At 69.0% G+C, this 25857-nt stretch carries 25 protein-coding genes; 12 read left to right on the plus strand and 13 right to left on the minus strand.

What is annotated here, in order from left to right; all coding sequences use genetic code 11:
* The first annotated feature begins 119 nt into the window (after nt 1-119).
* Both aroQ and H7A85_RS13885 read left to right on the plus strand, forming a co-directional pair.
* A complete protein-coding gene (aroQ, locus tag H7A85_RS13880) occupies nt 120-563 on the plus strand; it encodes a type II 3-dehydroquinate dehydratase (protein ID WP_182086536.1) in 444 nt (147 codons plus the stop codon).
* Nucleotides 564-681: 118 nt separating this feature from the next.
* Complete coding sequence (locus H7A85_RS13885) at nt 682-2331, plus strand: DUF882 domain-containing protein (protein ID WP_182086537.1); 1650 nt, start codon at nt 682-684, stop codon at nt 2329-2331.
* 207 nt (nt 2332-2538) lie between these two features.
* Here H7A85_RS13885 and H7A85_RS13890 read toward each other — a convergent pair whose 3' ends face one another.
* The 5 genes from H7A85_RS13890 to H7A85_RS13910 are packed head-to-tail and all read right to left on the minus strand — an operon-like array spanning nt 2539 to nt 7282.
* Nucleotides 2539-3135 (minus strand): ATP-binding cassette domain-containing protein, encoded by a 597-nt coding sequence (locus H7A85_RS13890; protein ID WP_182086538.1) that lies wholly within the window; start codon nt 3133-3135, stop codon nt 2539-2541.
* Nucleotides 3128-3910, minus strand: coding sequence for an ATP-binding cassette domain-containing protein (locus tag H7A85_RS13895; protein ID WP_182086539.1), 783 nt, complete (start codon nt 3908-3910; stop codon nt 3128-3130). Before H7A85_RS13895 ends, H7A85_RS13890 begins: the two co-directional genes overlap by 8 nt.
* The gene (locus H7A85_RS13900; protein WP_182086540.1) at nt 3907-4749 is read right to left on the minus strand and encodes an ABC transporter permease; all 843 of its coding nucleotides are present in this window, start codon (nt 4747-4749) and stop codon (nt 3907-3909) included. Before H7A85_RS13900 ends, H7A85_RS13895 begins: the two co-directional genes overlap by 4 nt.
* On the minus strand, nt 4746-5732 hold the full coding sequence (locus H7A85_RS13905; RefSeq protein WP_182086541.1) for an ABC transporter permease: 987 nt from the start codon (nt 5730-5732) through the stop codon (nt 4746-4748). Before H7A85_RS13905 ends, H7A85_RS13900 begins: the two co-directional genes overlap by 4 nt.
* On the minus strand, nt 5711-7282 hold the full coding sequence (locus H7A85_RS13910) for an ABC transporter substrate-binding protein (protein WP_182086542.1): 1572 nt from the start codon (nt 7280-7282) through the stop codon (nt 5711-5713). Before H7A85_RS13910 ends, H7A85_RS13905 begins: the two co-directional genes overlap by 22 nt.
* A 168-nt stretch (nt 7283-7450) precedes the next feature.
* Here H7A85_RS13910 and nikR point away from each other — a divergent pair, with 168 nt between their 5' ends.
* Complete coding sequence (nikR, locus tag H7A85_RS13915) at nt 7451-7870, plus strand: nickel-responsive transcriptional regulator NikR (protein WP_182086543.1); 420 nt, start codon at nt 7451-7453, stop codon at nt 7868-7870.
* Between the two features lie 3 nt (nt 7871-7873).
* Here nikR and H7A85_RS13920 read toward each other — a convergent pair whose 3' ends face one another.
* Nucleotides 7874-8098, minus strand: coding sequence for a hypothetical protein (locus tag H7A85_RS13920; protein ID WP_182086544.1), 225 nt, complete (start codon nt 8096-8098; stop codon nt 7874-7876).
* A gap of 214 nt (nt 8099-8312) precedes the next feature.
* Here H7A85_RS13920 and H7A85_RS13925 point away from each other — a divergent pair, with 214 nt between their 5' ends.
* Nucleotides 8313-10649, plus strand: a complete 2337-nt coding sequence (locus tag H7A85_RS13925; protein ID WP_182086545.1) for a DUF3772 domain-containing protein — start codon at nt 8313-8315, stop codon at nt 10647-10649.
* 6 nt (nt 10650-10655) lie between these two features.
* On the opposite strand, the gene H7A85_RS13930 is transcribed toward H7A85_RS13925, so the two are convergent.
* Both H7A85_RS13930 and H7A85_RS13935 read right to left on the minus strand, forming a co-directional pair.
* Nucleotides 10656-11579, minus strand: a complete 924-nt coding sequence (locus H7A85_RS13930; RefSeq protein WP_182086546.1) for an HWE histidine kinase domain-containing protein — start codon at nt 11577-11579, stop codon at nt 10656-10658.
* Between the two features lie 38 nt (nt 11580-11617).
* The gene (locus H7A85_RS13935; protein WP_348519699.1) at nt 11618-12385 is read right to left on the minus strand and encodes a Crp/Fnr family transcriptional regulator; all 768 of its coding nucleotides are present in this window, start codon (nt 12383-12385) and stop codon (nt 11618-11620) included.
* A 159-nt stretch (nt 12386-12544) separates the two neighbouring features.
* On the opposite strand from H7A85_RS13935, the gene H7A85_RS13940 reads away from it, so the two are divergent.
* Together H7A85_RS13940 and H7A85_RS13945 are read left to right on the plus strand one after the other, a co-directional pair.
* Nucleotides 12545-12799 carry a hypothetical protein gene (locus H7A85_RS13940; protein WP_182086548.1) on the plus strand — a complete coding sequence of 85 codons (255 nt, stop codon included), beginning with the start codon at nt 12545-12547 and terminating at the stop codon, nt 12797-12799.
* Between the two features lie 124 nt (nt 12800-12923).
* Nucleotides 12924-14198 (plus strand): glycosyltransferase family 4 protein, encoded by a 1275-nt coding sequence (locus H7A85_RS13945; protein WP_182086549.1) that lies wholly within the window; start codon nt 12924-12926, stop codon nt 14196-14198.
* 45 nt (nt 14199-14243) lie between these two features.
* Here H7A85_RS13945 and htpG read toward each other — a convergent pair whose 3' ends face one another.
* From htpG to H7A85_RS13970, 5 genes are all read right to left on the minus strand, one after another.
* Nucleotides 14244-16130 (minus strand): molecular chaperone HtpG, encoded by a 1887-nt coding sequence (htpG, locus tag H7A85_RS13950; protein WP_182086550.1) that lies wholly within the window; start codon nt 16128-16130, stop codon nt 14244-14246.
* An 88-nt stretch (nt 16131-16218) separates the two neighbouring features.
* A complete protein-coding gene (locus H7A85_RS13955; protein WP_182086551.1) occupies nt 16219-16947 on the minus strand; it encodes an SDR family oxidoreductase in 729 nt (242 codons plus the stop codon).
* A gap of 36 nt (nt 16948-16983) precedes the next feature.
* Complete coding sequence (locus H7A85_RS13960) at nt 16984-17745, minus strand: 3-oxoacyl-ACP reductase family protein (protein WP_182086552.1); 762 nt, start codon at nt 17743-17745, stop codon at nt 16984-16986.
* A gap of 25 nt (nt 17746-17770) precedes the next feature.
* Nucleotides 17771-18964, minus strand: a complete 1194-nt coding sequence (locus H7A85_RS13965; RefSeq protein WP_182086553.1) for an ROK family transcriptional regulator — start codon at nt 18962-18964, stop codon at nt 17771-17773.
* A gap of 145 nt (nt 18965-19109) precedes the next feature.
* Nucleotides 19110-19994, minus strand: a complete 885-nt coding sequence (locus tag H7A85_RS13970) for a sugar phosphate isomerase/epimerase (protein WP_182086554.1) — start codon at nt 19992-19994, stop codon at nt 19110-19112.
* A gap of 420 nt (nt 19995-20414) precedes the next feature.
* Between H7A85_RS13970 and H7A85_RS13975 the strand changes: the two genes are divergently transcribed.
* The 6 genes from H7A85_RS13975 to H7A85_RS14000 all read left to right on the plus strand — a co-directional run bounded on the left by H7A85_RS13975 (nt 20415) and on the right by H7A85_RS14000 (nt 25855).
* Entirely contained in the window at nt 20415-21800 is a 1386-nt protein-coding gene (locus tag H7A85_RS13975; RefSeq protein WP_244631197.1) for an extracellular solute-binding protein, read from the plus strand.
* A gap of 227 nt (nt 21801-22027) precedes the next feature.
* Complete coding sequence (locus H7A85_RS13980) at nt 22028-22912, plus strand: sugar ABC transporter permease (RefSeq protein WP_182086556.1); 885 nt, start codon at nt 22028-22030, stop codon at nt 22910-22912.
* A complete protein-coding gene (locus H7A85_RS13985) occupies nt 22912-23748 on the plus strand; it encodes a carbohydrate ABC transporter permease (RefSeq protein ID WP_182086557.1) in 837 nt (278 codons plus the stop codon). The genes H7A85_RS13980 and H7A85_RS13985 overlap by 1 nt, the downstream gene beginning before the upstream one ends.
* A 5-nt stretch (nt 23749-23753) precedes the next feature.
* The gene (locus H7A85_RS13990; protein ID WP_244631191.1) at nt 23754-23996 is read left to right on the plus strand and encodes a DUF2160 family membrane protein; all 243 of its coding nucleotides are present in this window, start codon (nt 23754-23756) and stop codon (nt 23994-23996) included.
* A 61-nt stretch (nt 23997-24057) separates the two neighbouring features.
* Nucleotides 24058-25119, plus strand: coding sequence for a sn-glycerol-3-phosphate ABC transporter ATP-binding protein UgpC (gene ugpC, locus H7A85_RS13995; RefSeq protein WP_182086558.1), 1062 nt, complete (start codon nt 24058-24060; stop codon nt 25117-25119).
* Nucleotides 25120-25129: 10 nt separating this feature from the next.
* Nucleotides 25130-25855, plus strand: coding sequence for an SDR family oxidoreductase (locus tag H7A85_RS14000; RefSeq protein ID WP_182086559.1), 726 nt, complete (start codon nt 25130-25132; stop codon nt 25853-25855).
* The last annotated feature ends 2 nt before the right edge of the window (nt 25856-25857 follow it).

Consider the following 25857-nt stretch of genomic DNA (forward strand, 5'->3'; position numbering starts at 1 on the left):
GGGACAGCGCCGAAAATTCGCCCATCGCGTGTCCATTCCCGCCCTTCGCTTCGGGGATCGACGGGATCTGGTATTCTTGGCGGAACGACAGCGATTCCCACCCGTCCAGGACCCTCGGCATGAGCCTCTTCTTCGTTCTCAACGGCCCCAATCTCAACCTTCTCGGCCGCCGCCAGCCGGAGATCTACGGGCGCGAGACGCTCGCCGACGTGGAGCGGGACTGCCGGGCGCTCGCCACTGAACTCGGCCACGAGATCCGCTTCCACCAGTCCAACCACGAGGGCGCGCTGATCGACTGGATTCACGAGGCGCGGGAGGTCGCCGCCGGCATCGCGATCAACCCTGCCGCCTTCACCCACACCTCGGTCGCCATTCTCGACGCGCTGAAGGCTTTCGACGGTCCGGTGATCGAGGTCCACATCTCCAACGTCCACCAGCGCGAAAGCTTCCGGCACCATTCCTACGTTTCGCTGAGGGCCGACGGGGTGATCGCGGGGTGCGGGACGGAAGGCTATCGTCTGGCGCTGCGCCGCCTCGCGAGTCTGTCGGAACGAGCCTCCTGACGGGGCTCTCCAGCCTCGCGCAACGCCTGCCCTCGTCCTGTCGTAATTTTTATGGCATGGTGAATTCACGAAAACGCGAGATGGCCCATGTCCATCCCGTGGTTCTTGAGGGGGCGGAATGATCGCAAAGCGCGCGTTCAAGCGGGCGTTCGGCATGCGCCGAACCGCCGTGGTCATTCTCGGCCTCGCGGCCGGCGCGATGGGCACCACGGCCACCGCACGTCCCGAGACGCGCACCCTGCGCATCTATCACATCAACCTGCACGAATCCTCCGAGATCACCTTCAAGCGCGACGGCAAGTACCTGCCCGACGGGCTGAAGAAGGCGAACTGGGCGCTGCGCGACTGGCGGCGCAACCAGCCGACCACGATGGACCCGCGCCTTCTCGACCTCCTTTGGGAAGCCTACCAGAAGAGCGGCTCGCATATGCCGATCCACGTGATCGGCGGCTTCCGCGCGCCCGAAACCAACAAGATGCTGCGCTCGCGCTCCGCCAATACGGGCGTTGCCGAGCATTCCCAGCACATGCTGGGCAAGGCGGTGGACTTCTTCATTCCCGACGTGCCGCTCGCCAAGCTTCGCGAGATAGGCCTGAAAATGCAGATCGGCGGCGTCGGCTTCTATCCGCGTTCGGGCGCGCCCTTCGTGCATTTCGACGTCGGTTCGGGGCGCTACTGGCCGCGCATGAGCCGGCAGGAACTGACCCGCATCTTCCCGGACGGCAAGACCATCCACCTGCCCGCCGACGGCAAGCCGCTGCCCGGCTACGACGTGGCGATGGCCTCCTACAAGAAGCGCAAGGGCGCGTCCGAGCTGATGGTGGCCGATGCCGGCTCCACCGCCGCAGCGCCCCGCCGCTCGTTCCTAGCCGCCTTGTTCGGCGGCGGGCGCGACGAGGCCGAGGACGAAGCGGACGCCGAGAACACGCTGACCGCCAAGCGCGCCGCGCCGGCCGCAGCGCCGCCGGCGGCAGCGCCCAAGCCGCAGAAGCCCGCCGCCCTGCCGCCCGGCGCCGAGATGCCGGGCAACGGCGGGTTCGACGCTTCGGCACCGGCTAAGGCGCCGGCAGCCGCCGAAGAAACGCTGGTGGCCGCGCTCCAGCCCGAGCGCGTTCCCCTGCCCACCCACGCCCCGGCGCGCGCACCCGTTGCGCAAGCCACGCCGGTGGCGGTCCCCGAAATCACGCCGAGCGACGAGGCGCTCGTCGCCGCGCTGACGCAGGATCCCGAGCCCGCCTTGCCCGCCGCCTTCGCCCACGGCGTGCCGACGCCGCGCGAGCGGCCGGTGGTGGAAGCGCTGATGGCACAGGCCGCCGGCGCCGTCCCGGCGAGACCCGAGCCCGAGCCGCTTCTGGCCTCCGCCTTCGCAGCCCCCGCGCCGGCCACAGCCGTGCCGCACGCGCGCCCGGTGATCCTGGAAGCCTCGCTCGACACGCGACCGCACGGCACCGGCGCCCCGGCCCATGCGCCCGCCGCCACGATTCCCTCGCCGCGCGGCGGCCGGGTGACGAAGACGGCTGCCGCGCCGGCCCCTCGACATGCCCATCGCCCCGCCGGCTCGCAGACCGCGATCGCCGCGCTTCTGGCCGACCCGGAGCGCCGGGCGCTGGAGGAAGGAACCGCCCTGCCGGACGCCGGGCGGCTGGTGGCCGAGCGCCCCGGCGACATCCTCGCCCTCGGCTTCGCGCCGACCGGCGGGCGCCCGGGCTCGACCGCCCGCTTCACCGGCCGCGCCGTGAACTTCCTGCCCGTGCGCCATCTCGACTGAAAGCCCGCCCGGACAGTCCCCGGCGGAGGATGGCCAAGGAATTTTCGTCGTGATCGAGGCGCCGAACGCCAGTCGATGCCGGCGGTATCGGCAAGGGTCCGAAGAACGGGCGAGACCGGTGCCTCGCCCCGAAGCAGCGATGAGGGCGGCGGAAAGACCCGGCGAGCCGACCCGGTGGTTTTTTCGGACGGGCTCCGAGGATCGGCCTCAGTCTCCCAGCGTTTCCACGCGCGTCGCGATCCCGGCGAGAAGCGCGCGGTCGTGGCTGATCGCCAGGATGCCGAGCCCCGTTTCGCGCGCGCGCGCCATCAGCACCTGCCAGATCTCGTGCTGGGTGATCGGGTCGAGCGCGGCGGAGATCTCGTCGGCGACGAGATAGCGGGTTCGGGGGCGAAGCGCCCGTGCGATCGAGACGCGCTGAAGCTCGCCGCCGGAGAGTTCATGGGGATAGCGGCGCTCCCAGCCGGGATCGACGCGCAGCGCCCGCTCCACCGCCGGCTCGCGCAGGCCCGGCTCGGCCAGAACCTCACCGATCCGCCAGCGCGGGTTCATGTCCTCGACCGGATGCTGGGCGCAATACTGCACCGGACGGAAGCCGGCGGGCGGCAGCGGCGCGCCGTCCAGCCGAACAACTCCCGCCTGCGGTCGAAGCCGGCCGGCGAGGATGCGCCCGAGCGTCGTCTTGCCCACCCCGGAAAGGCCGAGAAGGCCGACGATCTCGCCCGGCGCCACTCGGATCGACGCGCCGCGCAGAACCGGAGCGCCGGGCGCGAAAGCATGGCAAAGCCCTCGCGCCTCAAGCATTCCCCGCGCTCCCGAAGCCGTTCTGCGGCAGGGCCTGCCAGAGGCGGCGCGCGAAGGCGGACCGGAGGCGCTCGCCCGTCCCCTCGAACGCCGCCGGCGGCTCGATCCCCATCAGCCGTCCCTCGTGCAGGATCGCGACGCGATCGGCGACGGGGAGGACGCCGGGCAGATCGTGGGTGACGAGGAGAACGCAGGCGCCGCGATCGGCCGCCGCGCGCAGCCGCGCGAAGACGAGGGCGCGCGTCGCCTCGTCGAGGTGGTCGGTCGGCTCGTCGGCGAGGATCAGGCGCGGGTCGCCGACAAGGCCCATCAGGAGGAGGATGCGCCGCGCGGTGCCGCCCGAAATCTGGTGCGGGCGGAGGGCCGCGACGTCCGGCCCGAGCCCGAGGGCGCGCAAGGCCTCCGGGCCCGGGGTCGCTGCTCCGGCGCGCCGGGCGGCGAGCGCCAGCTGGCGGCCGACCGAAAGAAGTGGATCGAGATGGGTGACCGATTGCGGCACCAGCGCGATATGCCGGCCACGCAGGCGCTTCCAAGCCGCTGGGTCGAGTGGCTCGCCCTCGAAGAGCATCGTTCCCGTGACTGCAGCGTCGGGCGGCAGGAGGCCGAGAACGGCGTGGGCGAGGAGGCTCTTGCCCGCCCCGGAGGAGCCGATCAGCGCCACGACCTCGCCGGGCTCAGCTTCCAGCGAGACACCGTCGAGGCCGGTCACCGCCGGCCCGCCGATGCGGGCGGGAAAGCGCACACGAAGGTCGCGGATCGCCAGCCGCGCGCTCAAGAGCGGCCCCCGCGCGGGTCGAGGCGGCGGCGAAGCGTGGAGCCGAGCCCTTCGAAACAAAGGGCGAGGCCGAGAAGCGCCAGCCCCGGAAATACGCCGAGCCACCAATGCCCGGCACTTAAAGAACGCATCGCATCGGCGAGCAGGACGCCGATCGCCGGGCGTGAGGGTTCAAGGCCGAAGCCGAGGAACGTCAGCGCCGCCTCATGGAGGATGGCGTGCGGAAACAGGAGCACGAAGCCGACGCCGAGCTGGGGCAGGAGATGGGGCAGGACGTGGGCGCGCGCGATGAACGCCCGCGAGCGCCCGTAGCCGCGCGAGGCCTCGACATAGGGCATGGCGAGGACACCGAGGAGCTCGGCGCGCAGGATACGCGCAAGGCGCGGCCAATGGGTGAGTGCGACGGCTGCCACCACCCCGCCCGTGCCCCCCCCGAAGGCGAAGGCGACGAGGATCAGTGCGACGAGGTGCGGCAGGGCGAGCGCCGCGTCGGTGACGAGCGAGACGAGCGCATCCGTCACACGTGAAACGCTGGCGAGTAGCGCAAGAACGAGAGCGATGCCGGCGGACAGCGCGGCGGCGAGAAGCCCGATGCGAAGGCTCAAGGCCAGCCCTTGCAGCGTGCGCCAGGCCATGTCGCGCCCCATCGGGTCGGTGCCGAACGGGTGGTGGAGCGACGGGGGCAGGAGACGGGCGGCGAAATCCGCGCCGCCCTGCGTTCCGATCGCCAGCGGAGCCACGGCGAGCGCTGCGATGGGCAGGCCGGCGAGAAGGATACGGACCGAAGGGCGAAGCCCCCGGGAGGCCTCCGGTTCGGGGGGCAGCGCGGCGACGCTCATGCCCCCGGCCTCAAACGCGGATCGACGCGCCGATACAGGAGGTCGGCCGCCATGTTGCCGGCGGCGACGAGCGCGGCGGCCAGAAGCGACAGGGCGAGAAGCAGCGGCACGTCGCACCGCACCCCGGCCTCCACCACGGCGCGGCCTAGGCCGGGATAGGCGAAGACCTGCTCCACCAGGACGGCGCCGCCCAGAATCTCACTGACCGAGGCGCAGACGACCGTCAGCGCCGGCACGAGCGCGCCGCGCGCCGCGTGCGCCCAAGCGACATCCAGCCGGCTCGCCCCTTGCGCGAAGGCGAAGAGGGCGGGGTCGGCGCGCATCAGCTCGGCCACCTTGGCGCGGGTGTGGAGCGTCACCTGCGCGACGCCGAACACCGACAGGACGAGCAGCGGCAGCGCGAGATGGCGTAGACGCTCCCCCACCGTCACGTCGCCGGGCGGCACCCCGATCGGGCCGGAGCAGCAGATCGGCGTCCAGCCGAGCCGGACGGAAAAGACGGTGAGCGCCAGGATCGCCAGCCAGAAGGTCGGGGTGGCGGCCAGGACATAGGCGTAAAGGCGCACGGCGCGGTCGAGCGCCGAGCCCTCGAAACCGCCGGCCAGGACGCCGAGCGCGAAGCCGAGGAGACCGGAGAGTGCGAAGGCGGGCAGCGTCAGAAGAAGGGTCGAGCTGGCGCGCTCGGCAATGACGCTTCCGACGGGCGCGTTGAAGCTCGTGCTCCATCCGAGATCGCCCGACAGGAGCCGGGCAAGCCAGCGCGCGAACTGGACGGGCGCGGGTTGGTCGAGCCCCCAGGCGGCCTCGAGGCCGGCGCGCATGTCCGGTGTCAACCGGCTGATGCCGGGGCCGAGATAGGCGCCGACCGGATCGATCGGTGACAATTTGGCGAGCGCGAAGGCGGCTCCCGCGACGAGCGCGAGCACCAGCGCGAAACGCATGAAGGCAAGGCCGAGGATCTTCAATCGCAGGTCCAGCGCCATTCGGCGATCGAGGCCGTCAGCGGCCAGCCGTGGCCATGCGGCTCGATCGGCGGACGGCCGAGGTCGAGGCATCGGTTGACGAAATACACATGGTCGAGATTGACTAGCCAGGCCCAGGCGGCGTCCCCTTCGAGACCATAGCCGGTGCGCCCGTCGAAGGCGGCGCGGGCCCAAAGGGGAAACGAGGCTTCGAGGCTCGGCGCACCCTGCGCCTCGGCAAACAACGCATCCACGACGGGGTTCGCGTAGTAGGTCGGGTTGAGGTATTCGACGCCCGCCAGCGTCGACTGGTAGAGGCTGTAGAGCTGGTAGGGCGAATGACTGCCGAAGCCGAACACGGCGGGCTCGGCATGCATGACGCGGGCGATCGCGTCCCAGGAGCCGCCCTTCGGGGTCGCTTCGATCCCGAGCGGCCTCAAAAGCTCGGCCGCGACCTCCGCCAGCGCCTGACGCGTCGGGTCGGCGGCGGGATAGTTGAGGGGAAAGGCGGCGCGCACGCCGTTTCGCTCGCGCACGCCGTCCGAGCCTTCGAGCCAGCCGGCTTCATCGAGGAGACGTCGGGCACCCTCGATGTCGGAATCCACCCGGTCCCCCGCGCCCGCCCAAGCGAGGCCGTCCACCGGGCCGAAGGCGGGCGTGCCGTGGCCGTGGAGCGCCACGTCGACGACCACCTGCCGGTCGAGCCCCCGATTGATCGCGTGGCGGATCGCCGGGTCCGAGGTGACGGCGTTGCCGAGCGGCTGGCCGGCCGCGTTCGTCCGCCCCTCGGCGGGCAGGAAGGGAAGGCTGAGGCCGCGATTGTCCACCGTGCGGACGGACACCGCCCGGAAGCCTTCGGGCACGTCGTCCGCCAAGGGGGCCGGCGCGGACACGATGTCGACGCGCGCCGCTCGCGCGGCCGCCAGCCCCGCGTCCTCCCCCGTGAACAGGAAGGTCAGCCGCTCGAAAGCGGGCTTCTCGCCGTAATAGTTCGGATTGCGCTCCACGATCAGCTGCTCGCCCTCCCGCCAGGACACGAGGCGATAGGGGCCGGAACCGAGCGGGTGGCGGGCGTAGTCCGGGCCGTAGGCGTCGGCGGGCACAATGCCGAGGGTGAAGAAGGTTTCGGTGAAGGTGATCCAGGGCTTGCGCAGGCGCAGCACCACCGTCGTGTCGCCGATCGCCTCGGCGCTTTCGAGCACGGACAGGTCCAGGGCACCCGCAGTGTCCCGCGCCTTGTTGTAGGTGAAGGCGACGTCGCGCGCCCGCAACGGCGAGCCGTCGGAAAAGCGCACGTCCGGCCGGATCTCGATCGTCCATCGCAGGCGATCCTCCGACAGGGTCCAGCGCGTGGCGAGATCGGCTTGCGTCGCCAAGTCGGCGTCGCGGCGCAGCAGCGTCGATTGGAACAGGGGATGGCCGTAGGATCCCCAGCCGAGGATCGGGTCGTAGCCGGTGTCCGGCTCGCCGCCGATGGCGAGCACGAGATCGGTCCGGGGCGCGGCGAGGGTCGATGCGGGCCCCGCCAGAATGCCGAGAAGCGCGGCCGCGATAGCCCATTTCCGTGCCATGTCCGTCGTCCCCGCGCGCGCTGTCGAATCGGGCGGACCATAGAGGCGGGAGAGTATGAGGTCTATATCAAAACATCATACTCGGCGACCACGCCCTTGGGTCCTGCTTTGCCCGCACCGCGCCCTTCGGGTTATGAGATCGCGATCCACCGGAAAGGGCTCTTCCCGATGCAGCGCGTGACCGTGACGCTCGACGACGAACTGATGGCCGCGCTCGACGAGGTCATGGCCGAGCGCGGCTACCAGAACCGCTCGGAAGCGATCCGCGACCTCGCCCGCTCGGGGCTCGCTCGCGCGCGGCAGGATTCCGGCGCGGCGGGCCCCTGCGTCGCCGCCTTGGTCTATGTCTACGATCACGCCGCGCGCGACCTGTCGCGCCGGCTCACCAACGCCCATCACGACCATCACGACCTGTCGGTGTCGAGCCTCCATGTCCATCTCGACCACGGGACCTGCATGGAGGTTTCGGTGCTGAAGGGGGAAACGGGCGCGGTGCGCCATTTCGCCGAGCACGTCATGGCCGAGCGCTCGGTGCGCCACGGCGAACTGGTGCTGATCCCCGACGCGCCGGGCGGGACGCGGGACTGAACCTCAGGCGGCCGTGCGCAGGAGAACGGGTGCGGCCGCTTCGGGCGGCATCAGAAAAACGCCGCGCGCCGCTTCCCGCTCGGCCGCCTCGCGATCGGCCAGCACCATCGCCAGTCGCGCCGCTTCCAGGCGATATCGCTCGATCTCGCCGGTGGAGGGGCGAAGCACGAGATCGAAGCGCCGGGTCAGCTCGTCGCGAAGAAGGGTCGGGTCGTCGAAGCGGTTCATGCCCTCCGATGTGGCGCGGCACCCTGCGATGTCGAGATGGGCGCGGGCCCATTCGCCAGCCCTGCGACAACTTGAGACGGCCTGACCCCGGCAGCCACATTTCGGCCCCCGAGATGCCGGTAGAACGCCCGGCGCCGGGCGGCCCTCAGCCGCCGGGCACGAGGGTTCACCTTGAGGGGACGGCGCCTGGCCGGGCGCTGCAAGCGACGCGTCCATGCTGCACTTCACTCGCCTTCTTCGCGCCGTCTGGATGTCTCTCCTCCTGGCGCTGCTCCTCGGCGCTGCCGGAGCCCGGGCGCAGGAAAGCGATGCCGCCCCTTCCCCGATCGCGGTGGTGGACGCGCAGGCGAGCGAGCTCGCAGCGATCACGACCGCCGCCAACGCGGACACGACCACCGACGCGAAGGCAGCCCTACGCGACCGCGCCATGACGGTCGGGGTGACGGCCAACGAGGCCGTCGGCACGATGGAGCCCGAGCTTGCCGCGCTCGACGCGCGCATCGCCGAGCTCGGGGAGCCGAGCGACGGGGAGGCACCCGACGTCAAGGCGCAGCGCGATCGCCTGACGGCCGAGCGCAACGATCTCGATTCGGCCATCAAGCGCGGCCGGCTGGTTTCCGCCGACGCCAAGCAAACGATCGACCGGATGATCCGCGAGATCAACGAGGCCTTCAGCCGCGATACGTTCAGCCAGGTCGCCTCGCCCCTGTCGCCTTCGCTTTGGACGGATGTCGCCAAGGCCCTGCCCGACGATCTCGCGCGTCTGGGCGACTTCATCCACGACGCGATCGCCCAGATTCCTCAGACGCGCCTGTCGTCCAGAATCGCGGTGGTGGCCGGCTCGATCGGGCTGGCGCTCCTGCTTCTCGTGCCGCTGCGCCGCTGGCTTCGCGAAAAAGGGCGTCGCTTCGCGGTGGAGCAGGTTCCCGGCTCGCGCGCCCGCCGCTCGGGGCTGGCGCTCTGGTTCGTTCTCGTCGGCACGCTGACGGCGGCCCTCGGCTTCACGCTTCTCACCTACGGGCTGAACTGGGCGGGCGTCCTCACCTACCGGACGCGGCCTCTCGTCGAAGTGCTCGCCACCACCGCCTCCGTCGGCGCCTTCGTGGTGTCGCTGGGAGCCGGCCTTCTTCTCGTCGGCCAGGCCTCCTGGCGGCTCCTGCCGCTGGACGACGAGGCGGCCGAGCGCCTCCGGCCGTTTCCCGTCACCGCCGCGCTTCTCACCTTCTTCGGCGTCCTCCTCGTGGAAGGCGGGCGGTCGGTCGGCGTCAGCCAGGCGGCCGCGATCGTCCTCAACTACGCCGTCGCCTTCACCTACGGCGCGCTGATCGTCTCGGTTCTCCTGACGCTCGGGCGCCTGCGCCGGGCACGAAGCGACGCGGCGAACCGGGAGCCCAGCGCTCGCACGACCCTCATCACCCTGGCGACGCTGGCGGCCTGGATCTGCGTCCTCGTCAGCCTCGTCGCCGCGCTCCAGGGCTATGTGAACCTCGCCCTGTTCCTGACGCGGCAGGTGATCTGGACGGCGATCGTCTCCTCGGCCGCCTATCTCCTGCTCGTGGTCGTCGACGACGTGTTCACGACCTTCCTGTCGGCCGACAGCCGGCTCGGCCGCTCGCTGCATACGGGGCTCGGCCTTCGCAAGACCCAAGTGCGCCAGCTCGGCGTGGTCCTGTCGGCGGTCCTTCGCATCGCCATCCTGGTTCTGGCCGCGCTCCTCCTGTCCGGGCCGCTCGGGCCGGGCGCAAGCTCCCTGTTCTACCAGTTCAGCTCCTCGGCCGAGATCCGCGTCGGCGGCTTCACTATCGTGCCGGGCGCGATCCTGAAGGCGGCCGTCGCGCTGACCGTCGGCATCGCGCTGATGCGCGTCGTGCGTCACTGGCTGGAGCAGCGCTTCCTGCCGGCGACCGACCTCGACCAGGGCGCGCGCAACTCGGTCTCCACCATCGTCAGCTATGCCGGCATCATCCTCGCCGGCTTCTGGGCGATCACGACGCTCGGCATCGGCGTCGAGCGCATCGCCCTCGTGGTGTCGGCGCTGTCGGTGGGTATCGGCTTCGGCCTCCAGGCGATCACCCAGAACTTCGTGTCGGGCCTGATCCTCCTCGCCGAGCGGCCGGTGAAGATCGGCGACACCGTGCGCATCGGCACGGACGAGGGCGACGTGAAGCGCATCTCGGTGCGCTCCACCGAGATCCAGATCGCCGACCGCTCGACGTTGATCGTGCCCAATTCCGAGCTCGTCACCAAGTCGATCCGCAACATGACGCTGGCCGACCCGCTCGGGCGCATCCAGATCATGTTCTCCGCCACGCTCGATGTGGACGTGGCGGCGGTGCGTCAGGCACTCCTCGACATCTACGCCGCCCACGACGCGGTGCTCGCCGACCCTTCGCCCAGCGTCTTCATCGACGGGATCGACGAGGGCAAGGTGACGTTCAAGTCCTTCGCCTTCGTGAGTGGGCCGCGTCAGGTCTACGGAACGCGCTCGACCATCCTGTTCCAGCTTCTGGAGCGTTTTCGCACGGAAGGGATTCCGCTGGTCGCGGCGTGAGCCCCTTCACATCGACAGGCAGAAGCGGGCCGGCCCGCGCAAGGGAATCTCGATCGTCCAAACGGCACCGGTGGGGAGCCATTCGGCATGGGCGCGCGCGTCGAAATCGTCCGGCAGGGTGCGGGCGAGAAGATCGAAGCCGAAGCCTTCGCGTTCCGGCGCGGAGCCGCTCGCCGTCCCGTGCTCGCGCCAGACGAGGACGAGGCTCTCGTCGCGCCGCAGCGACCAGTCGAGCTCGACGCGCCCCTCGCTGGCGCGCAGCGCCCCGAACTTCACGGCGTTGGTGGCGAGCTCGTGGAGGGCGAGCGCGACGAGTTCCGCCAGCTTGCCCCGCACCCGCACGTCGGGCCCGGACAGAGCGAGCCGCTCCTCGCCGTGCCCGGCAAAGGAGCGCAGCTCGTCCATCGCCAGGTCGAGGAGCGGCACGCCTTGGGCGGGCCGGCGCAGGAGCGCGGACTGGATGCGCGCCAGCGCCGTGATGCGCCCGTCCACATGCATGGCGAGCTCGTCGACGCCGCCCGCCGTTTCGGCCGAGCGGCGCACCAGCGCGCGAACGGTGGACAGGACGTCGAGCATGCGCTCGTGAAACGCCGGCAGGGCGCCTTCGACATGGGGGTCCGGCACGACGTCGCTGATCGAGCCGACCCATTCGCGCACCCGCCCCCCCGGCTCCAACACCGCTTCGGCGACGAAGAGGCTCGGCACGTAGCGGTTCTGCGGGGCGCTCCAGAGACGCGCCTCGGCGCCCAACGCCGCACCGTCCCGGCGCAGCCCCTCACGCAAGGAATCCCGGTCCCCGCCGTGGACGACGCTCATCCAGCCCGACCCGAGGCAGGCCTCGAGTTCGAGCCCCGTTCGGCGCAGGAAGGACGGGCCGACCGACACCCAGCCCCCGTCCGCGGACGCCCGCCACACATGCCGGTTCGGCATGGGCGAGGGCCGGGTTCCCGAGGGGCCGGGCGATCGGTTCATACGCTGGCCTGCCTGTGGGCTTCGGCCGCTCCCGAAAGCGGCTCCTCGCCTCCATCGGGCCGCAGATGGAGATAGGTGGGATCGAAATTGGCGAGCCGCGTCAGCGCCGGCAGGTCGTCCACCTGCAGGGTGCGCCCCTTGAGCACGATCAGCCCCTCGGCGCGCAGGTCCTGCAGCATGCGGTTGGTGTGGACGATGGAAATGCCGAGCGCGTCCGACAGGTCGGCCTGGGTGATCGGAAACGGGCAGGCGCCCGCCGCGTCCACCAGCCCGATCGAGCGCATGCGCACGAAGATCTCGCACAGGAGATGGGCCACCCGCTCCGAACCGGTTCGCTGGCCGAGATTGGCGAGCCATTCGCGCGTCGTCGATTCGCGCACGAGCTCGTTCCACCAGAAGGCGCGGCGCAGGCGCGCGTGCCGGTCCATCAGCGCCTCGATCTCGTCGGGCACGATCTGGGCGATGCGCAGCGGCGAGATCGCGCCGATGGAATGATCCATGGCGGACAGGACATGGTTGTGCAGGTCGCACAGGTCGCCGGGCATGAAGAAGGACAGGATCTGCCGCCGCCCGTCGGGCAGCACCTTGTATCGGCAAGCGAAGCCTTCCAGGACCAGGTTGACGAAGAACGGCTTCTCGCCCTGACGGATCACGTCGTCGCGCGGCTGCAGGACGCGCGGCCGGCGATGGGTCAGATCCTGAAGCGCGGAGCGCTCCTCGTCGGACAGGACCAGAAAATTCTGCAGCTTGCGGATCAGATACACGACCAAGAACCGTTCCTCCGTGGCCGGTCCTTCCGATGGGAGCGGGGGAGATTCGTCCATTAACTAGGTTAAGTTCCAAGGGCTGACACCCAGGCAAACTTTTGCTGGCCACGCGAGCCCTTCCTCCCATCTCTCCCGGAGCACGAGTTCGGAGGAATGATGAGCGAGACGCAAACGCTTTTCGTCGGCGCCGTGGCGCCCGAGGACCGCCGCCGCGAGCCGTTGCACGGCACCCGCCTGTTCGCGGTGCTGGCGCCGGGATGGCCGGAGGCGGAAGCCCTGATCCGGGCGCGCGCGGGCCGCGGCGACGCGGAGATCGCGCGGCGCGAGGACGCGGCGACGCTTCTTTATGCGCGCCGGCTCCCGCTTCGCGAGAACGAGCCGCGCGAGTTCAGCCTCGACGAGCGGGGATAGGCGGCGCTCGTCCTTCGGGAGCGAATGCAGCGGCGTCATCCACGGTTGCTACACCAATGGCGGGTAGGAATCGGCGAATGCAGTTCGCGGAAACGAAGCCGTCCGGCGCATCCGAGGATCCTCCATGCCGATGTCGCCACCCTCGCCTCTCAAGGTCCTGATCGTCGCGCCCAACGCGTCCGTGCGCTTCGGCGGCGAGGCGGTGCTGCCGCTGCACTACTTCCGCGGCCTCGCGCGGCGCGGACACGAGGTTCGGCTCATCGCCCACCACCGCAACCGCGAGGAGCTCCTCGGCCTGTCCGGCTACGACCACGAGCGGATGCATTTCGTGCCCGACACGGTCTGGCACAAGCTGATCTGGCGCGCCTTCGCAAGGTTTCCCGACCGGGTGCGCGACCTGATCGGCGGCGCCCTGATGACCGCCGTCAACGAATTTTATCAAGCCAGGCTGATCCGGGCGCTGGTAGCGCAAGGCCAGGTCGATCTCATCCATCAGCCGATCCCGGTGTCCCCGCTGATCCCCTCCAGCCTCCATCGCTTCGGCGTGCCCTTGGTGATCGGGCCGATGAACGGCGGGATCGACTATCCCCCCGGCTACGGCGATTTCGAGCGAGGGGCCACGCGGGCCTCGATCGCCTGGGGGCGCCGTGCGGCGCTCCTTCTCAACCGCCTCAGCCCGGGCAAGCACCGCGCCGCCGCCCTTCTCGTCGCCAACGACCGGACGCGCCGGGCGCTTCCCGATCCCCATCATCCCGGGATCGAAACGCTGGTGGAGAACGGCGTGGACTGGGCGCTCTGGGACCGGTTCACGGGAAAGCCGCCCGCTACGGCGCGCGAAGGACTGAGGCTCGTCTATGTCGGCCGGTTCGTCGGCTGGAAGGCGATCGACGTGACGCTGCGCGCGCTTGCGCTGGCGCGGCAACAGGGCATCGACGCCCGGCTCGACCTTCTGGGCGACGGGGAGGAACGGGGCGCGCTGGAACGGCTCGCCCACGATCTCGGCCTGACGGACCATGTCACGTTCCACGGCTTCCAGCCGCAGGAAACGTGCGCCGAGATCATGTCCCGCTCCGACGCGCTGATCCTCAACTCGCTGCGCGAATGTGGCGGGGCAGTGGTTCTGGAGGCGATGGCGATGGGCCTGCCGGTGATCGCCAGCCGCTGGGGCGGGCCGGCGGACTACCTCACGGAGGGTAGCGGCCTTCTGGTGGACCCAAGCCCGCGCGACACCTTCGCCGAGCGTCTGGCCGAGGCCATCGCGGCGCTCGCGCGCGACCCCGAAGGGCGGCGCGCCATGGGGCAGGCCGGGCGGGACACCGTCCGGCGCGACTTCGACTGGGACGGCAAGGTCGAGCGCATGGTGGAGATCTATCGATCGGCGCTCGCCGCCCAGCGGTGAACACAAGCGGGCGGCGGACCGAAATCCGCCGCCGGCTCGCATCGGTCAGTTCAGAGCGCGGCCGAGAACGCGGCCGAGGCGCTCGGAAAAGGCTCGCGGGTTCTCCGGCGGCTCGCCGTCGGCGATGCGGGCTTCGTCGAGAAGGAGATGGGCGGCGTCCTCGCGTAAATGCGCTTCGCCGTCCCCCAGCTTTGCCAGGCGCTGGACGAGGTCGTGGCGCGGGTTGATCTCGAGGATCGGCTTGGAGCCCGCCGCGCCGAGGCGCCCGGCGCTCGCCAGAAGGCGTTCCAGCTGCCGGTCGATCCCGTGCTCGGGCGCGACGAGGCAGACGGCGCTGGTGGTCAGGCGCTCGGAAGCGCGAACGTCCGACACCGCATCTCCCAGCGTCGCCTTGAGGAAGGCGACGAAATCGCCGACTTCGGGTGCGGCCTCCGCCGGCGGCTCCTGCCCCTCGGCGAGCGGCACGGTGCCGAGATCGGCGAGGCCTTGCGTCACCGAGCGGAAGGGCTTGCCCTCGAATTCGACGCCACCGGCCGCCCAGAAGCTGTCCACCTGATCGGTGAGGAGCAGGACTTCCAGCCCGCGCGCCCGGAACCCTTCGAGCTGGGGCGAGGCGGCAAGCCGCTCGGCGTCGGGGCCGGTGGCGTAGTAGATCGCGTCCTGGTTTTCCCGGAAGGCGGCGACGATCTCCTTGAGGGAGCGCCACTCGGCGCCCGAGGTCGTGGTGCGGAAGCGGGACAGGCCAAGCAGCGCGTCGCGGCGCGCCTCGTCCTCGTAGAGCCCCTCTTTCAGGACGGCGCCGAAATTCTCCCAGACGGAGAGATAGCGCTCCGGCTCGTTCTCAGAAAGCTTGGCGAGCTCCGACAGGACGCGGTTCGACACGCCCTTGCGGATCGCGGCCAGCACTCGGCTTTCCTGGATCATCTCGCGCGACACGTTGAGCGGCAGATCGGCCGAATCCACGAGGCCGCGCACGAAGCGCAGGTAGCGCGGCAGGATTTCCGCCTCGTCGGTGATGAAGACGCGGCGCACGTAGAGCTTCAGGCGGCCGGCGCGGTCGGGGTCGAAGAGGTCGAACGGCTTGGCGCCCGGCACGAAGGCCAGCACCGAATATTCGTGAAGGCCTTCGGCGCGGTAATGGAGCGTCAGCGCCGGCTCGTCGAAACCGCCGGCCAGCGTCCGGTAGAAGTCGGCGTATTCGTCCGACGACACCTCGCTCTTCGACTTCGTCCACAGCGCGGCGCCGTCCGCAATGCGCTTCGGCTCGGCATCCGGGGCCTCGCGCAGAAGGATCGGCACTGGCACGTGGCCGGACTGGGAGCGCACCGTACGCTCCAGGGTGTGAGCCTCCAGATAGGCGCCCGCGTCCTCCTTCAGATGCAGGATGACGCGCGTGCCGCGAAGGGGCGACCCTTCCAAATCGGCCGCGCCGACCTCGTAGGTGCCGAGGCCATCGGAGGACCAGCGCGCGGGGGTGTCGCTTCCCGCCCGGCGTGAGACGACCTCGACACGGTCGGCCACCATGAAGGCGGAATAGAAGCCGACGCCGAACTGGCCGATCAGCCGGTTCTCGCTGGCTTCGCCCTTCTCAGTGATCCGGTCCATGAAGGCGCGGGTCCCCGAGCGCGCGATGGTGCCGAGCGATTCGGCCATCTCCGCCTCGCTCATGCCGATGCCGTTGTCCTCGACGGTGAGGGTGCGCGCCCCGGCGTCGATCGTCAGGGTGATCGCGGGCTCGCCGCCCTCGTTCAGCAGGGTCGGGGCTGCGATCGCCTCGAAGCGCAGCTTCTCGCAGGCGTCGGCGGCGTTGGACACGAGCTCGCGCAGGAACACGTCCTTGTCGGAATAGACCGAGTGCACCATCAGGTGCAGGAGGCGGGCGACATCCGCCTCGAAGCTGCGTGTCTGCCCCGTCGTGCCCGTATCCGCCATGTCGTCCCTTGTCCCTTGTCCGTTCGGCTGGTCGAGCCGCCAGATGGCGGCTCGGGGCCTCGGTTTCAAGCGAAAAGGCTTGGTGGCTTCAGATGTCGAAGTTCTGCGGCAGGAGCACGAGATCGCGCACCACGATGTTGCGCGGGCGCGTCAGCATGAAGAGAACGGCCTCGGCGACCTCCACCGGCTGGAACAGCGCGCCGTTCTCGATGGCGCGCTTGAGGTTCTCGGCCGGCCAGTCGTCGACGAGCGGCGTCACCACCGGGCCGGGCGCGATGGCGCCGACGCGAACGCCGTGCTTGTTGACCTGCCGGCGCACCGCGTGGACGAAGGACTGCACCGCGAATTTCGAGGCGCTGTAGACCGGCTCCCAGGGGATCGACTGGTGGCCGGCGACCGAGCTCGTGACGATGACGTCGCCCGTGCCCCGCTCGATCATGTGCGGCAGGACGGCATGGACGCCCCGGAACACGGCGTTGACGTTGAGGTTCAGCATCCGGTCGAAGGCGTCGGCGTTTCCATCCACGAGGTCGCCGCCGATATAGGAGCCGGCATTGGCGTGGAAGATGTCGAGCTGGCCGGCCTTATCGAGGATGGCCGGCAGCATGGTGGCGACGCTGTCGCCGCTGGTAATGTCGACCCGAAGCGCGGTGGCGCCCTCACCCAGATCCGCCACCGCCTTGTCCAGCCGGTCCTGCGCATTGTCGACGATGAAGACGCGCGCCCCGGCGCGCAGCATGGTGCGGGCGCATTCCAGCCCGATGCCCGATGCGCCGCCGGTGACGGCCGCGACCTTGCCGGCGAGTTCCTGTGCCATGATGTCGGTTCCTTTCCTGTTGGTTTTCGAAATCGTTCAACGCGTCAGGTAGCCGCCGTCGATGGGCAGGACGGCGCCGGTGATGTAGGCGGCGGCGGGCGAGCACAGGAACTGGACGGCCGTCGCGACCTCGTCCGGCTGGCCGTAGCGGCCCATCGGCGTCATCCGGCGCCACACCGGATCCCAGTCCGGGTTCTCGAAGCCGCCGCGCGTCATGTCCGTGTCGATATAGCCGGGCGCCACCGCGTTGACGCGGATGCCTTCCGCCGCGAACTCGCTGGCCAAGCTCTTGGTCATCATGTGGACCGCCGCCTTGGACGCGTTGTAGGCGGTCTGGTTCTGCGGAATGTTGGCGATGAAGCCCGACACCGAGCCGATGTTGAGAATCGCGCTCTCGCCTCGTTCGCGCATATGTGGCACGGCGGCGCGGCAGAAGCGGAAGACCTGCGCGACGTTGGTGGACAGGATCAGTTCGAGGCGCTCGTCGTCGAACTCGGGCGTGTCGCCATGCGAGGCGACGCCGGCATTGTTGACGAGGATGTCGAGCCCGCCGAAGCGCTGGGCCGCAAAGGCGACGACCCGGTCCGGCGTCTGCGCGTCGCGCGCGTCGCCGGGCACGAAATCCCACTCGGCACCCGTCTGCGCCAAGGCCGCCTCGGCCTCGGGGGACAGGCTGCGCGCGGTGAGGACGAGCCGCGCGCCCGCGCCGGCAAAGCGCTGCGCGATGGCAAGGCCGATGCCGCGCGCGCCGCCGGTGATCAGGGCGACCTTGCCGTCCAGTCGAAAGGGATCGTTCATGGCGAAGTGGTTCCTCGAACGTGGGTCAGGGAGCGAGCCCGTCGGCGGCCGACAGGAAGCGCTGGTGAAGGATGCAGGCCGCCCCGAAGGCGGCCCCGAACACGGGACCGTCGTTGACGGCGATCGCGGGCACGGGAAACCCGTCCCCTGAGATCTCGCGCCAATGAGCGGCAACGCGCGCCGCAACCAGGGGATAAAGCGCCGCCACCGACCCGCCGAGCACGATCTGGTCGGGGTCGATCAGCCGACACGCCTGCGCGAGGCCGAAGGCGAGCGAGCGCGCCCAGTCCTCCGCGATGGCGACGGCGCGCGGTACCCGCTCTCCGACCTCGCGCAGAAAGGCCTCCAAGGTGGCGTCCCCTCCGCAAAGCCCGGCCGCGCGCGCGGCGGAAAGGATCGCCTCCAGCCCGACGCGCTCCTCGAAGCGACGCATGCCGCCTCCTTCGTCCGGCAGGAGAAGGTGCCCGATCTCGCCGGCAAGCCCATGGCCGCCGCGAAACAGGTCGCCGTCCACCACGATGCCGCCGCCGACGCCCGTTTCCATGACTAGCGCCAGGGTGACGCCGGGCCGCGCCACCTCGCGCCCGTAGGCGTCGCCGACCGCAAAGGCGTTGGCGTCGTTCTCGGCGACGACCGGCAGGGTCGGCGGCAGGTGGGGACGCATGATCTCCGCGGGATAAACGTCGTGCCAGCCCAGAAGCGGGGCGACGCGCACCCGCCCGCCGCGTTCCATCTGCGCGGGGATCGCGATGCCGAGCCCCTCGCAGCGCGCCCAACCGGCGGCGGGAAGGCACTCGGCCGCAAGGCCGGTCGCCGCCTCGAATGCCGCCGCGACGCCCGCCGCCGGCGCGTCGAAGGGGCGGGTGAGGCTGGCGATCGGGCGCGCCGACAGGTCGACCGCCACGAAGGACACGTGCTCGACGCCGATCTCGCAGCCGGCAAAGAACATGGCGTCCGGCTGCAGCTCCAGAAGGATACCCGGACGCCCCGCGCGGTTTGCGCCCGGGCGCCCCGTTTCCTCGCCCGAAACCTCGCGCACCAGCCCTTCCTGCGTCAGCGCGGCCACGATATGGCCGGACGACGAGCGGTTGAGGCCGAGCTTGCGCGCCAGATCGGCTCGGCTGAGGCGGCCGAACCGGTGCAACGCGCGCAGTGCCGCCATCTCGTTGCCTTGCCGGACGCGGCGCGTCGCGGGATCAAGGGTCGCCATTTCCGACAATCAGGCTTCTCCCGGCGAGAAAGGAGCGCTCCGGACGCGTCAGGTCCGGTACGGGCGACGACAGGTCTTCCGAGCTCCAAGGATCGGCCCTGGCCGGCGAACGCGAAGGTCCACCGGCCGAGGCATGCATGCGTCGCGCGCCGGATCAGGGCCGGGCGTTGGTCGCGCGCCGGCGGGCCGCCTCGTCGCGTTTCAAGTCGATGAAGCTCTTGGCGTGAAGCGCGAGCGGCATGGATTCGGTCCACGTGTCGCGCCAGATCGCGCAGGCGAGCGACAGGGCCTCGTCTACCACCGCGCCCGAGAAGGACTCGAACGAGATGTTCTTCTGGTAGTCGATGTCGAGCAGCGCGTCGAAGATCGGATCGAAGTCGATCACGCCGTCGCCCAAGTATCCGCGGTTGCTTTCCCCGATGTGGAAATAGCCGATCTTGTCAGCGGCGAGGCGGATGGCGGCGGCGGGATTGGCCTCCTCAATGTTCATGTGGAACGTATCGAGATGGAGGGTGACGTGGTCGGAACCCGTTTCCTTCACGAACTGCAACCCTTGCGCCGCCGTGTTCAGCATGTTGGTCTCGAAGCGGTTGACGACTTCGAGCACGAGATCGACGCCTGCCTCTTTCGCCAGATCCGCCGTCCGCGCGATCGCGCCGAGCGAATTCTTGCGGCCCCGGTCGGTCGGCTGCGCGTTGTACTTGGTATGGGCGGAGTACAGGATGCCGCCGAGCGTCTTGCCGCCGACGTCGCGCACGCCGCGAACGACGTCCGCCAGAAGCGCCTCGCCCGCCTTGACGACGCTTTCGTCCTCGCTCGACACGTCGGCCGAGACCGGCAGACCCATGGTCACCGCGATCTCGATGCCGAGCCCTTGCGCCTTCTTGCCCAAAGCGTCGATGTCGAACCGATCGGGGCGCAGATAGGCGAACTCGATCAGTTCGAAGCCGCTTTCGGCGCTCTGCTCCAGCGCCTTTTCCAGATCGGCCTGTGTCGCGCCGTTGGTCCAGACGAACGAATGAATACCCAACCGACTCATCAAATCCTCCCCCATTGTTGGCCGGTGCAACAAAGTTCCCGGCCAGCCGTGGTTGTCAAGGGAGTTCCGTTGCTGCAACACGGCGCCAATTTGCTGCGTTGCAACGCCATTCGACAGCATATCCGCTATCGCGGTGACCAGTGCGCCAACTATCCTTCCATCGTTTTTTGCCGAACCTCCAATATAATTTGGCGTCCTTCGCAACAAATGTTGTGCGCGGTTCGGAGTTGGTCTACGAATCGCCCATGGACCCACCGCGATGGGAGTGGAGATCGCCGGTCCAGGGTCATCGATTCCAAAGCGATAGCCGCCCGGAAACAAGGGCGGGACGAACGATCCGCGGGCAAGACGGACTTTCGGGAGGAATGGAGCATGACGCGTAAACTGGGAACGAGCCTGATCGCCCTGGCGGTCGGTCTGATGGGCGGCCTGACGGCGGCGCGGGCCGACTTCTGGTCGGACGCGGGCGCCAAGTACAAGGGCGTGACGCTGCACGGCGTGACCGAGAGCACGCCGCCGTCGAACTACGTCAAGGACGTTCTGGCCAAGCAGTTCGAGGAAAAGACCGGCATCAAGGTCGAGCTGGAAACCACCTCCTGGGACCAGATGTACGACAAGGCCATCAAGGACATGGAAGCCAAGACCGGCATCTATGACATGGTCTATATCGAGCAGGACATCGTCTACGCCTACCTGCAGCGCCAGTTCCTGACCGACATCACCAAGACGCTGGCGGACAACCCGGCGCTCAAGGCGCCCGACTTCGACGAAAAGAACTTCACCACCTTCGCCGACTACTTCCGCGGCCAGGACAACGACCTGTTCGGCGTGCCGATGGAAGCCTTCATCAAGATCTACCTCTACCGCAAGGATCTGTTCGACGATCCGGCTGTCAAGGCGGCCTTCAAGGAAAAGACCGGCAAGGATCTCGCGCCCGCCAAGACGCACGAGGACTATACGCAGATCGCCGAGTTCTTCACCCAGTGGGGCAAGGACAAGGGCGAGCAGCTCTGGGGCACGACGAGCCAGGCCCATACCGGCCACCCGGCGTCCTGGTACGAATACGTCGAATCCGTCGCGCCGACCTTCGGCGTCTACAACTGGGGCATCAACGCCGACGACAACTACGGCGCTTCCGTCGAGCACGGCGGCACGATGAACAGCGACAAGGCCAAGGCCGCGCTGAAATACTTCCTGCATCTGCGCGACATCGCTCCGCCGGAATCGGCGGCCAGCACCTGGTCGGAAGTCGCCACCACCTTCGCCGCCGGCCGAGCCGCGCAAGGGCTCGTCTATGGCGAGAACGCCGCCTGGATCGCGTCGGACGCCTCCAAGTCCAAGGTCGTCGACAAGGTCGGCATCGCCCTGCCGCCGCTGTCGGACGGCGTCATGGCGGATGCGGAATCGGGCAAGGGCTATATCGGCTACTACGACGGCGGCGCCTTCGGCGTGCCCGTCACCGCCAAGAACCAGGAAGCCGCCCTTCTCTTCCTCCAGTATATCGGCCAGAACTCGGTGCAGCCGGACTGGGCCGTGGTCGCGCCCCGCGTCACCAACACCGCCACCTACGACGATCCGAAGGTGAAGGAGATGGATGCCCGGCTCGGCGGCTACTACACGATGATGAAGGACGAGGGCCGCCTCTTCGCGGGCGCGCCGAAGTATCCCTTCCACGCCCAGATCCGCGAAACCGTCGCGCCGATCTTCTACCGCATCCTGACCGGCGAGGTCGGCCCGGACGAGGGTCTCGATCAGATGGCGGCCGCGACCGAGCAGGAACTCACCAACCTCGGCTATCGCAAGTAGTCTGAAGGCTTCGGACGGCCGCCGCGAGCCCAAGCGCGCGGCGGCCGTTCTCACCCGGCCCCGCCCAGCGGTTTCGCCGGGCCTTTTCAGGACGAAGCCCATGGCCACTCCCGGCCGGCACCGCCCTGGCCCCCAAGCCTCGACCGCCCGCAACGCCCCCTTTTCGCCTCTCACCTGACGCCGGAAAGAACGGGGCCGCGCATCTTCGTTTCGGGAGGATGGTTTCCATGCGTTCCAACAAGGTCGGCTGGCTGCTTCTCGCCCCGACGATCCTCATCCTCGCCACCTTCGGCATCGTGCCGTTCGTCTACGTGCTCTACGTGGCGTTCCACCAGTGGAACCCGTTCGGCGCCAGTCCCTTCATGGTGTTCAACGGCGCGAGCAACTTCCGGCGCTTGGTGTTCGACCCCGAGTTCCTTCTCGCCATCTGGTACACGCTGAAGTTCGCCTTCTTCGCCGTGTTCTCGGAAGTCGTGATCGGCTACCTCCTCGCCCAGCTCTTCATGAAGGAGTTTCCGGGCCGCGGCTTCTTCCGCACCATCCACACCCTGCCGCTGATCGTCGCCCCGATCGTCGTCGGCTCGGTCTGGCGCCTCCTGACGACGCCCTCCATCGGCATCATCCCCTATTATCTCAACGCCTGGTTCGGCTACGAGCTGAACATCGGGCGCGACGCCAACGCCGCCTTTATCCTCACCGTCATCATGGACATCTGGCACTGGACGCCGCTCGTCACCCTGACGCTGCTCGCCGCCCTCGTGTCGCTGCCGAAGGAGCCCTTCGAGCAGGCGCAGATCGACGGGGCGAGCCGTTGGCAGGTGTTCTGGCACATCACCCTGCCGATGATCCGCCCGGCGATCCTGGCCACCGTCTTCATCCGCCTGATGGACGCGCTGCGCACGGTCGACGAGGTGTGGATGCTGACGGGCGGCGGGCCCGGTGCGGCCACCCGCTATATCGGCCTCCACATCTGGAAGGTCGTGTTTCCCAAGACCGACTACGGCTACGGATCGGCGATCTCGGTGATCGTCCTCTACCTGACGCTGGTCATGTGCTGGATCCTCTATGTCGCCCTCGTCGCGCCGCGCGCGCGGAAGAAGAGGACCTTCTAATGCGAACCTCCCGGCCCGTCCTGTCGATCCTCCTCTGGGTCGGCCTGAGTTTCCTGACGCTGTTTCCGATCTACTGGCTGTTCGTGATCTCGGTGAAGCCGGCGGTGGACCTGTTCTCGACGCCGAGCGTCATTCTCGACACGGTCTACTGGAACAACTACGCGAACGTCCTGACCAACGACACGCTGCGCCGCTACATGATGAACTCGGTCATCATCTCGAGCGGAAACGCGGTGCTCTGCACCACGCTCGCCTTCATGGCCTGCTACGCTCTGTCGAGGTACGATCTCGGCGGCAAGGAGAACATCTTCTTCTGGACCATCACCAACCGCATGGCGCCGGCCGCCGTGTTCCTGCTGCCCTTCTTCCTCCTATTCACGCAGGTCTTCGCGATCGGCGACTTCCGCCTCTACGATTCGCGCATCGGGATGATCCTCCTCTACTGCACGTTCAACCTGCCCTTCGCGATCTGGACGCTGCGCCCGACGATCGACGGGCTGCCCAAGGAACTCGACGAGGCGGCGACCGTTGACGGCGCCTCGACCTGGCAGGTGATCCGCGAGGTGATCTTTCCGCTTGCCCGGCCGGGCCTTGCCGTGACGCTGATCCTCACCTGGGTCTTCGCCTGGAACGAGTTCCTGCTCGCCGCCACGCTGACGAGCTTCAACGCACGCACCATCACCACGGGCCTGTCGGAATACGTCACCACCACGGGCACCGAATGGGGCACGATGGCCTCGATCGCCATCATCACGCTCATTCCCGCCCTCGTCGTCTTCGCCGTCGTGCAGCGCCACATCGTGGCCGGCCTGACCTTCGGCGCGGTGAAGGAGTAGTTTCCATGGACCACACCGCGAAAGTCGAAGCCGTGGACGAGGAAGCCGCCGTCGCGGCGAAGGCGGCCCCAAGGCCCGGCGGCTTCCTGCCCATCGTCACCAACTGGTTCGACCGGCTCTTCATCGGCATCTACCTGTTCGTCGCGCTGGAGCTCTTCTGGATGCGCTTCCTGGAACAGTCGATCCCGCTCACCGTCTGCCACATCCTGGCGATCGCGCTCGGCGTCCTGATCGTCTGGAAGGGCTGAACACCTTGACCCCGAGCGCCGCCCTGCCGGTCGTCGGCGCCCCCGTTTCGAAGGCATTCCCATGGCACAGGTGACCATCAAGGACGTCCGCAAGCGCTACGGCCAGGTGCAGGTGATGCACGGCGTGGACGTTGACGTGGAGGACGGGCAGTTCGTCGTCCTCGTCGGCCCGTCGGGCTGCGGCAAGTCCACGCTTCTGCGCATGATCGCGGGGCTGGAGGCGATCTCGGAGGGCACGATCTCGATCGGCGGCCGGGTCGTCAACGACGTCGCACCCAAGGACCGCGACATCGCCATGGTGTTCCAGTCCTACGCGCTTTACCCGCACAAGACGGTGGCCGAGAACATGGGCTTCGCGCTCAAGATCAAGGGCGCGCCGAAATCCGAGATCGAGCAGAAGGTGCGCAAGGCGGCCGGCATTCTCGATCTCGAAAAGTATCTCGACCGCTACCCGAAGGAGCTTTCGGGCGGCCAGCGCCAGCGCGTCGCCATGGGCCGCGCCATCGTGCGCGATCCGCAGGTCTTCCTGTTCGACGAGCCCTTGTCCAACCTCGACGCCAAGCTGCGCGTCGCCATGCGCGTCGAGATCAAGGAGCTGCACCAGCGCCTGAAGACGACGATCGTCTACGTCACGCACGACCAGATCGAGGCGATGACCATGGCCGACAAGATCGTCGTCATGCGCGACGGGCGCGTGGAACAGATGGGCGCGCCCCTCGACCTCTACGACCGCCCGGCCAACACGTTCGTCGCGGGCTTCATCGGTTCGCCCGCGATGAACTTCGTCCACGGCAGGATCGCGGCGGAGGGCGGCGCCCCGGTGTTCGTGTCGGACGGCGGCGCGCACCTGCCGCTGGGCGATCGGGTGGCCGAAGCGGGCCGCGCGGTGACCTACGGCATCCGCCCCGAGCATATCGACGTCGCGCCGGGCGGCATCCCCGCGCGCATCTCGGTTCTGGAGCCGACCGGTTCGGAAACGCAGATCTTCGCCAAGGTCGGTACGGATTCGCTCGACGCGATCGTCAAGGACCGGATCGACGCGGCGCCCGGCGACGACGTGTCCTTCCGCATCGACACGCGGCGCGTCCACCTCTTCGATCGCGAAAGCGGCCAGCGGCTCTAGGGGGGCGACCATGGATTTTTCCGGCAAACGCGTCGTCGTCACCGGTGCGGGCAAGGGCATCGGGCGTGCCACCGCCCTGATGCTGGCCCGGCGCGGGGCGGAGGTGATCGCCCTGACGCGCTCCCCCGCCGATCTCGAAACGCTGAAAGAGGAGACCGGCGCGCAAACGATCGCGGTGGATCTCGCCGATGCCGACGCCACGCGCCGGGCGGCGCGCGAGGCTCTGCCCGCCGACCTCCTCGTCAACTGCGCGGGAACGACGGAGCTCGAATCCTTCCTCGACGTGTCGGTGGAGAATTTCGACCTCCTCTACGCCGTCAACACCCGCGCCCCGATGATCGTCGCGCAGGAATACGCGCGCGACATGGTCGCCTCGGGGCGATCCGGCGCGATCGTCAACGTGTCGAGCTGCGCGTCCTTTGTCGGCATTCCCGACCACGCCGCCTATTGCGCCTCCAAGGCGGGGCTCGACGGCCTGACGCGGGTCATGGCCAAGGAACTCGGCCCCCATGGCATCCGCGTCAACGGCCTCCATCCGACCGTGACGCTGACGCCGATGGCGGTGAAGGCCTGGAGCGATCCGGACAAGGCCGGGGCGATGATGGCCCGCATCCCGCTCGGGCGCTTCGCGGAACCCGACGACATCGCCGAGGTGATCCTGTTTCTCCTGTCGGACGAAGCCGCCATGGTGCACGGCCTGTCGATGCCGGTCGACGGCGGCTACATGATCGCCTGAGG

Origin of the sequence: Aureimonas sp. ME7, from assembly GCF_903970965.1 — a bacterium.
Classification (GTDB): Bacteria; Pseudomonadota; Alphaproteobacteria; order Rhizobiales; family Rhizobiaceae; genus Aureimonas.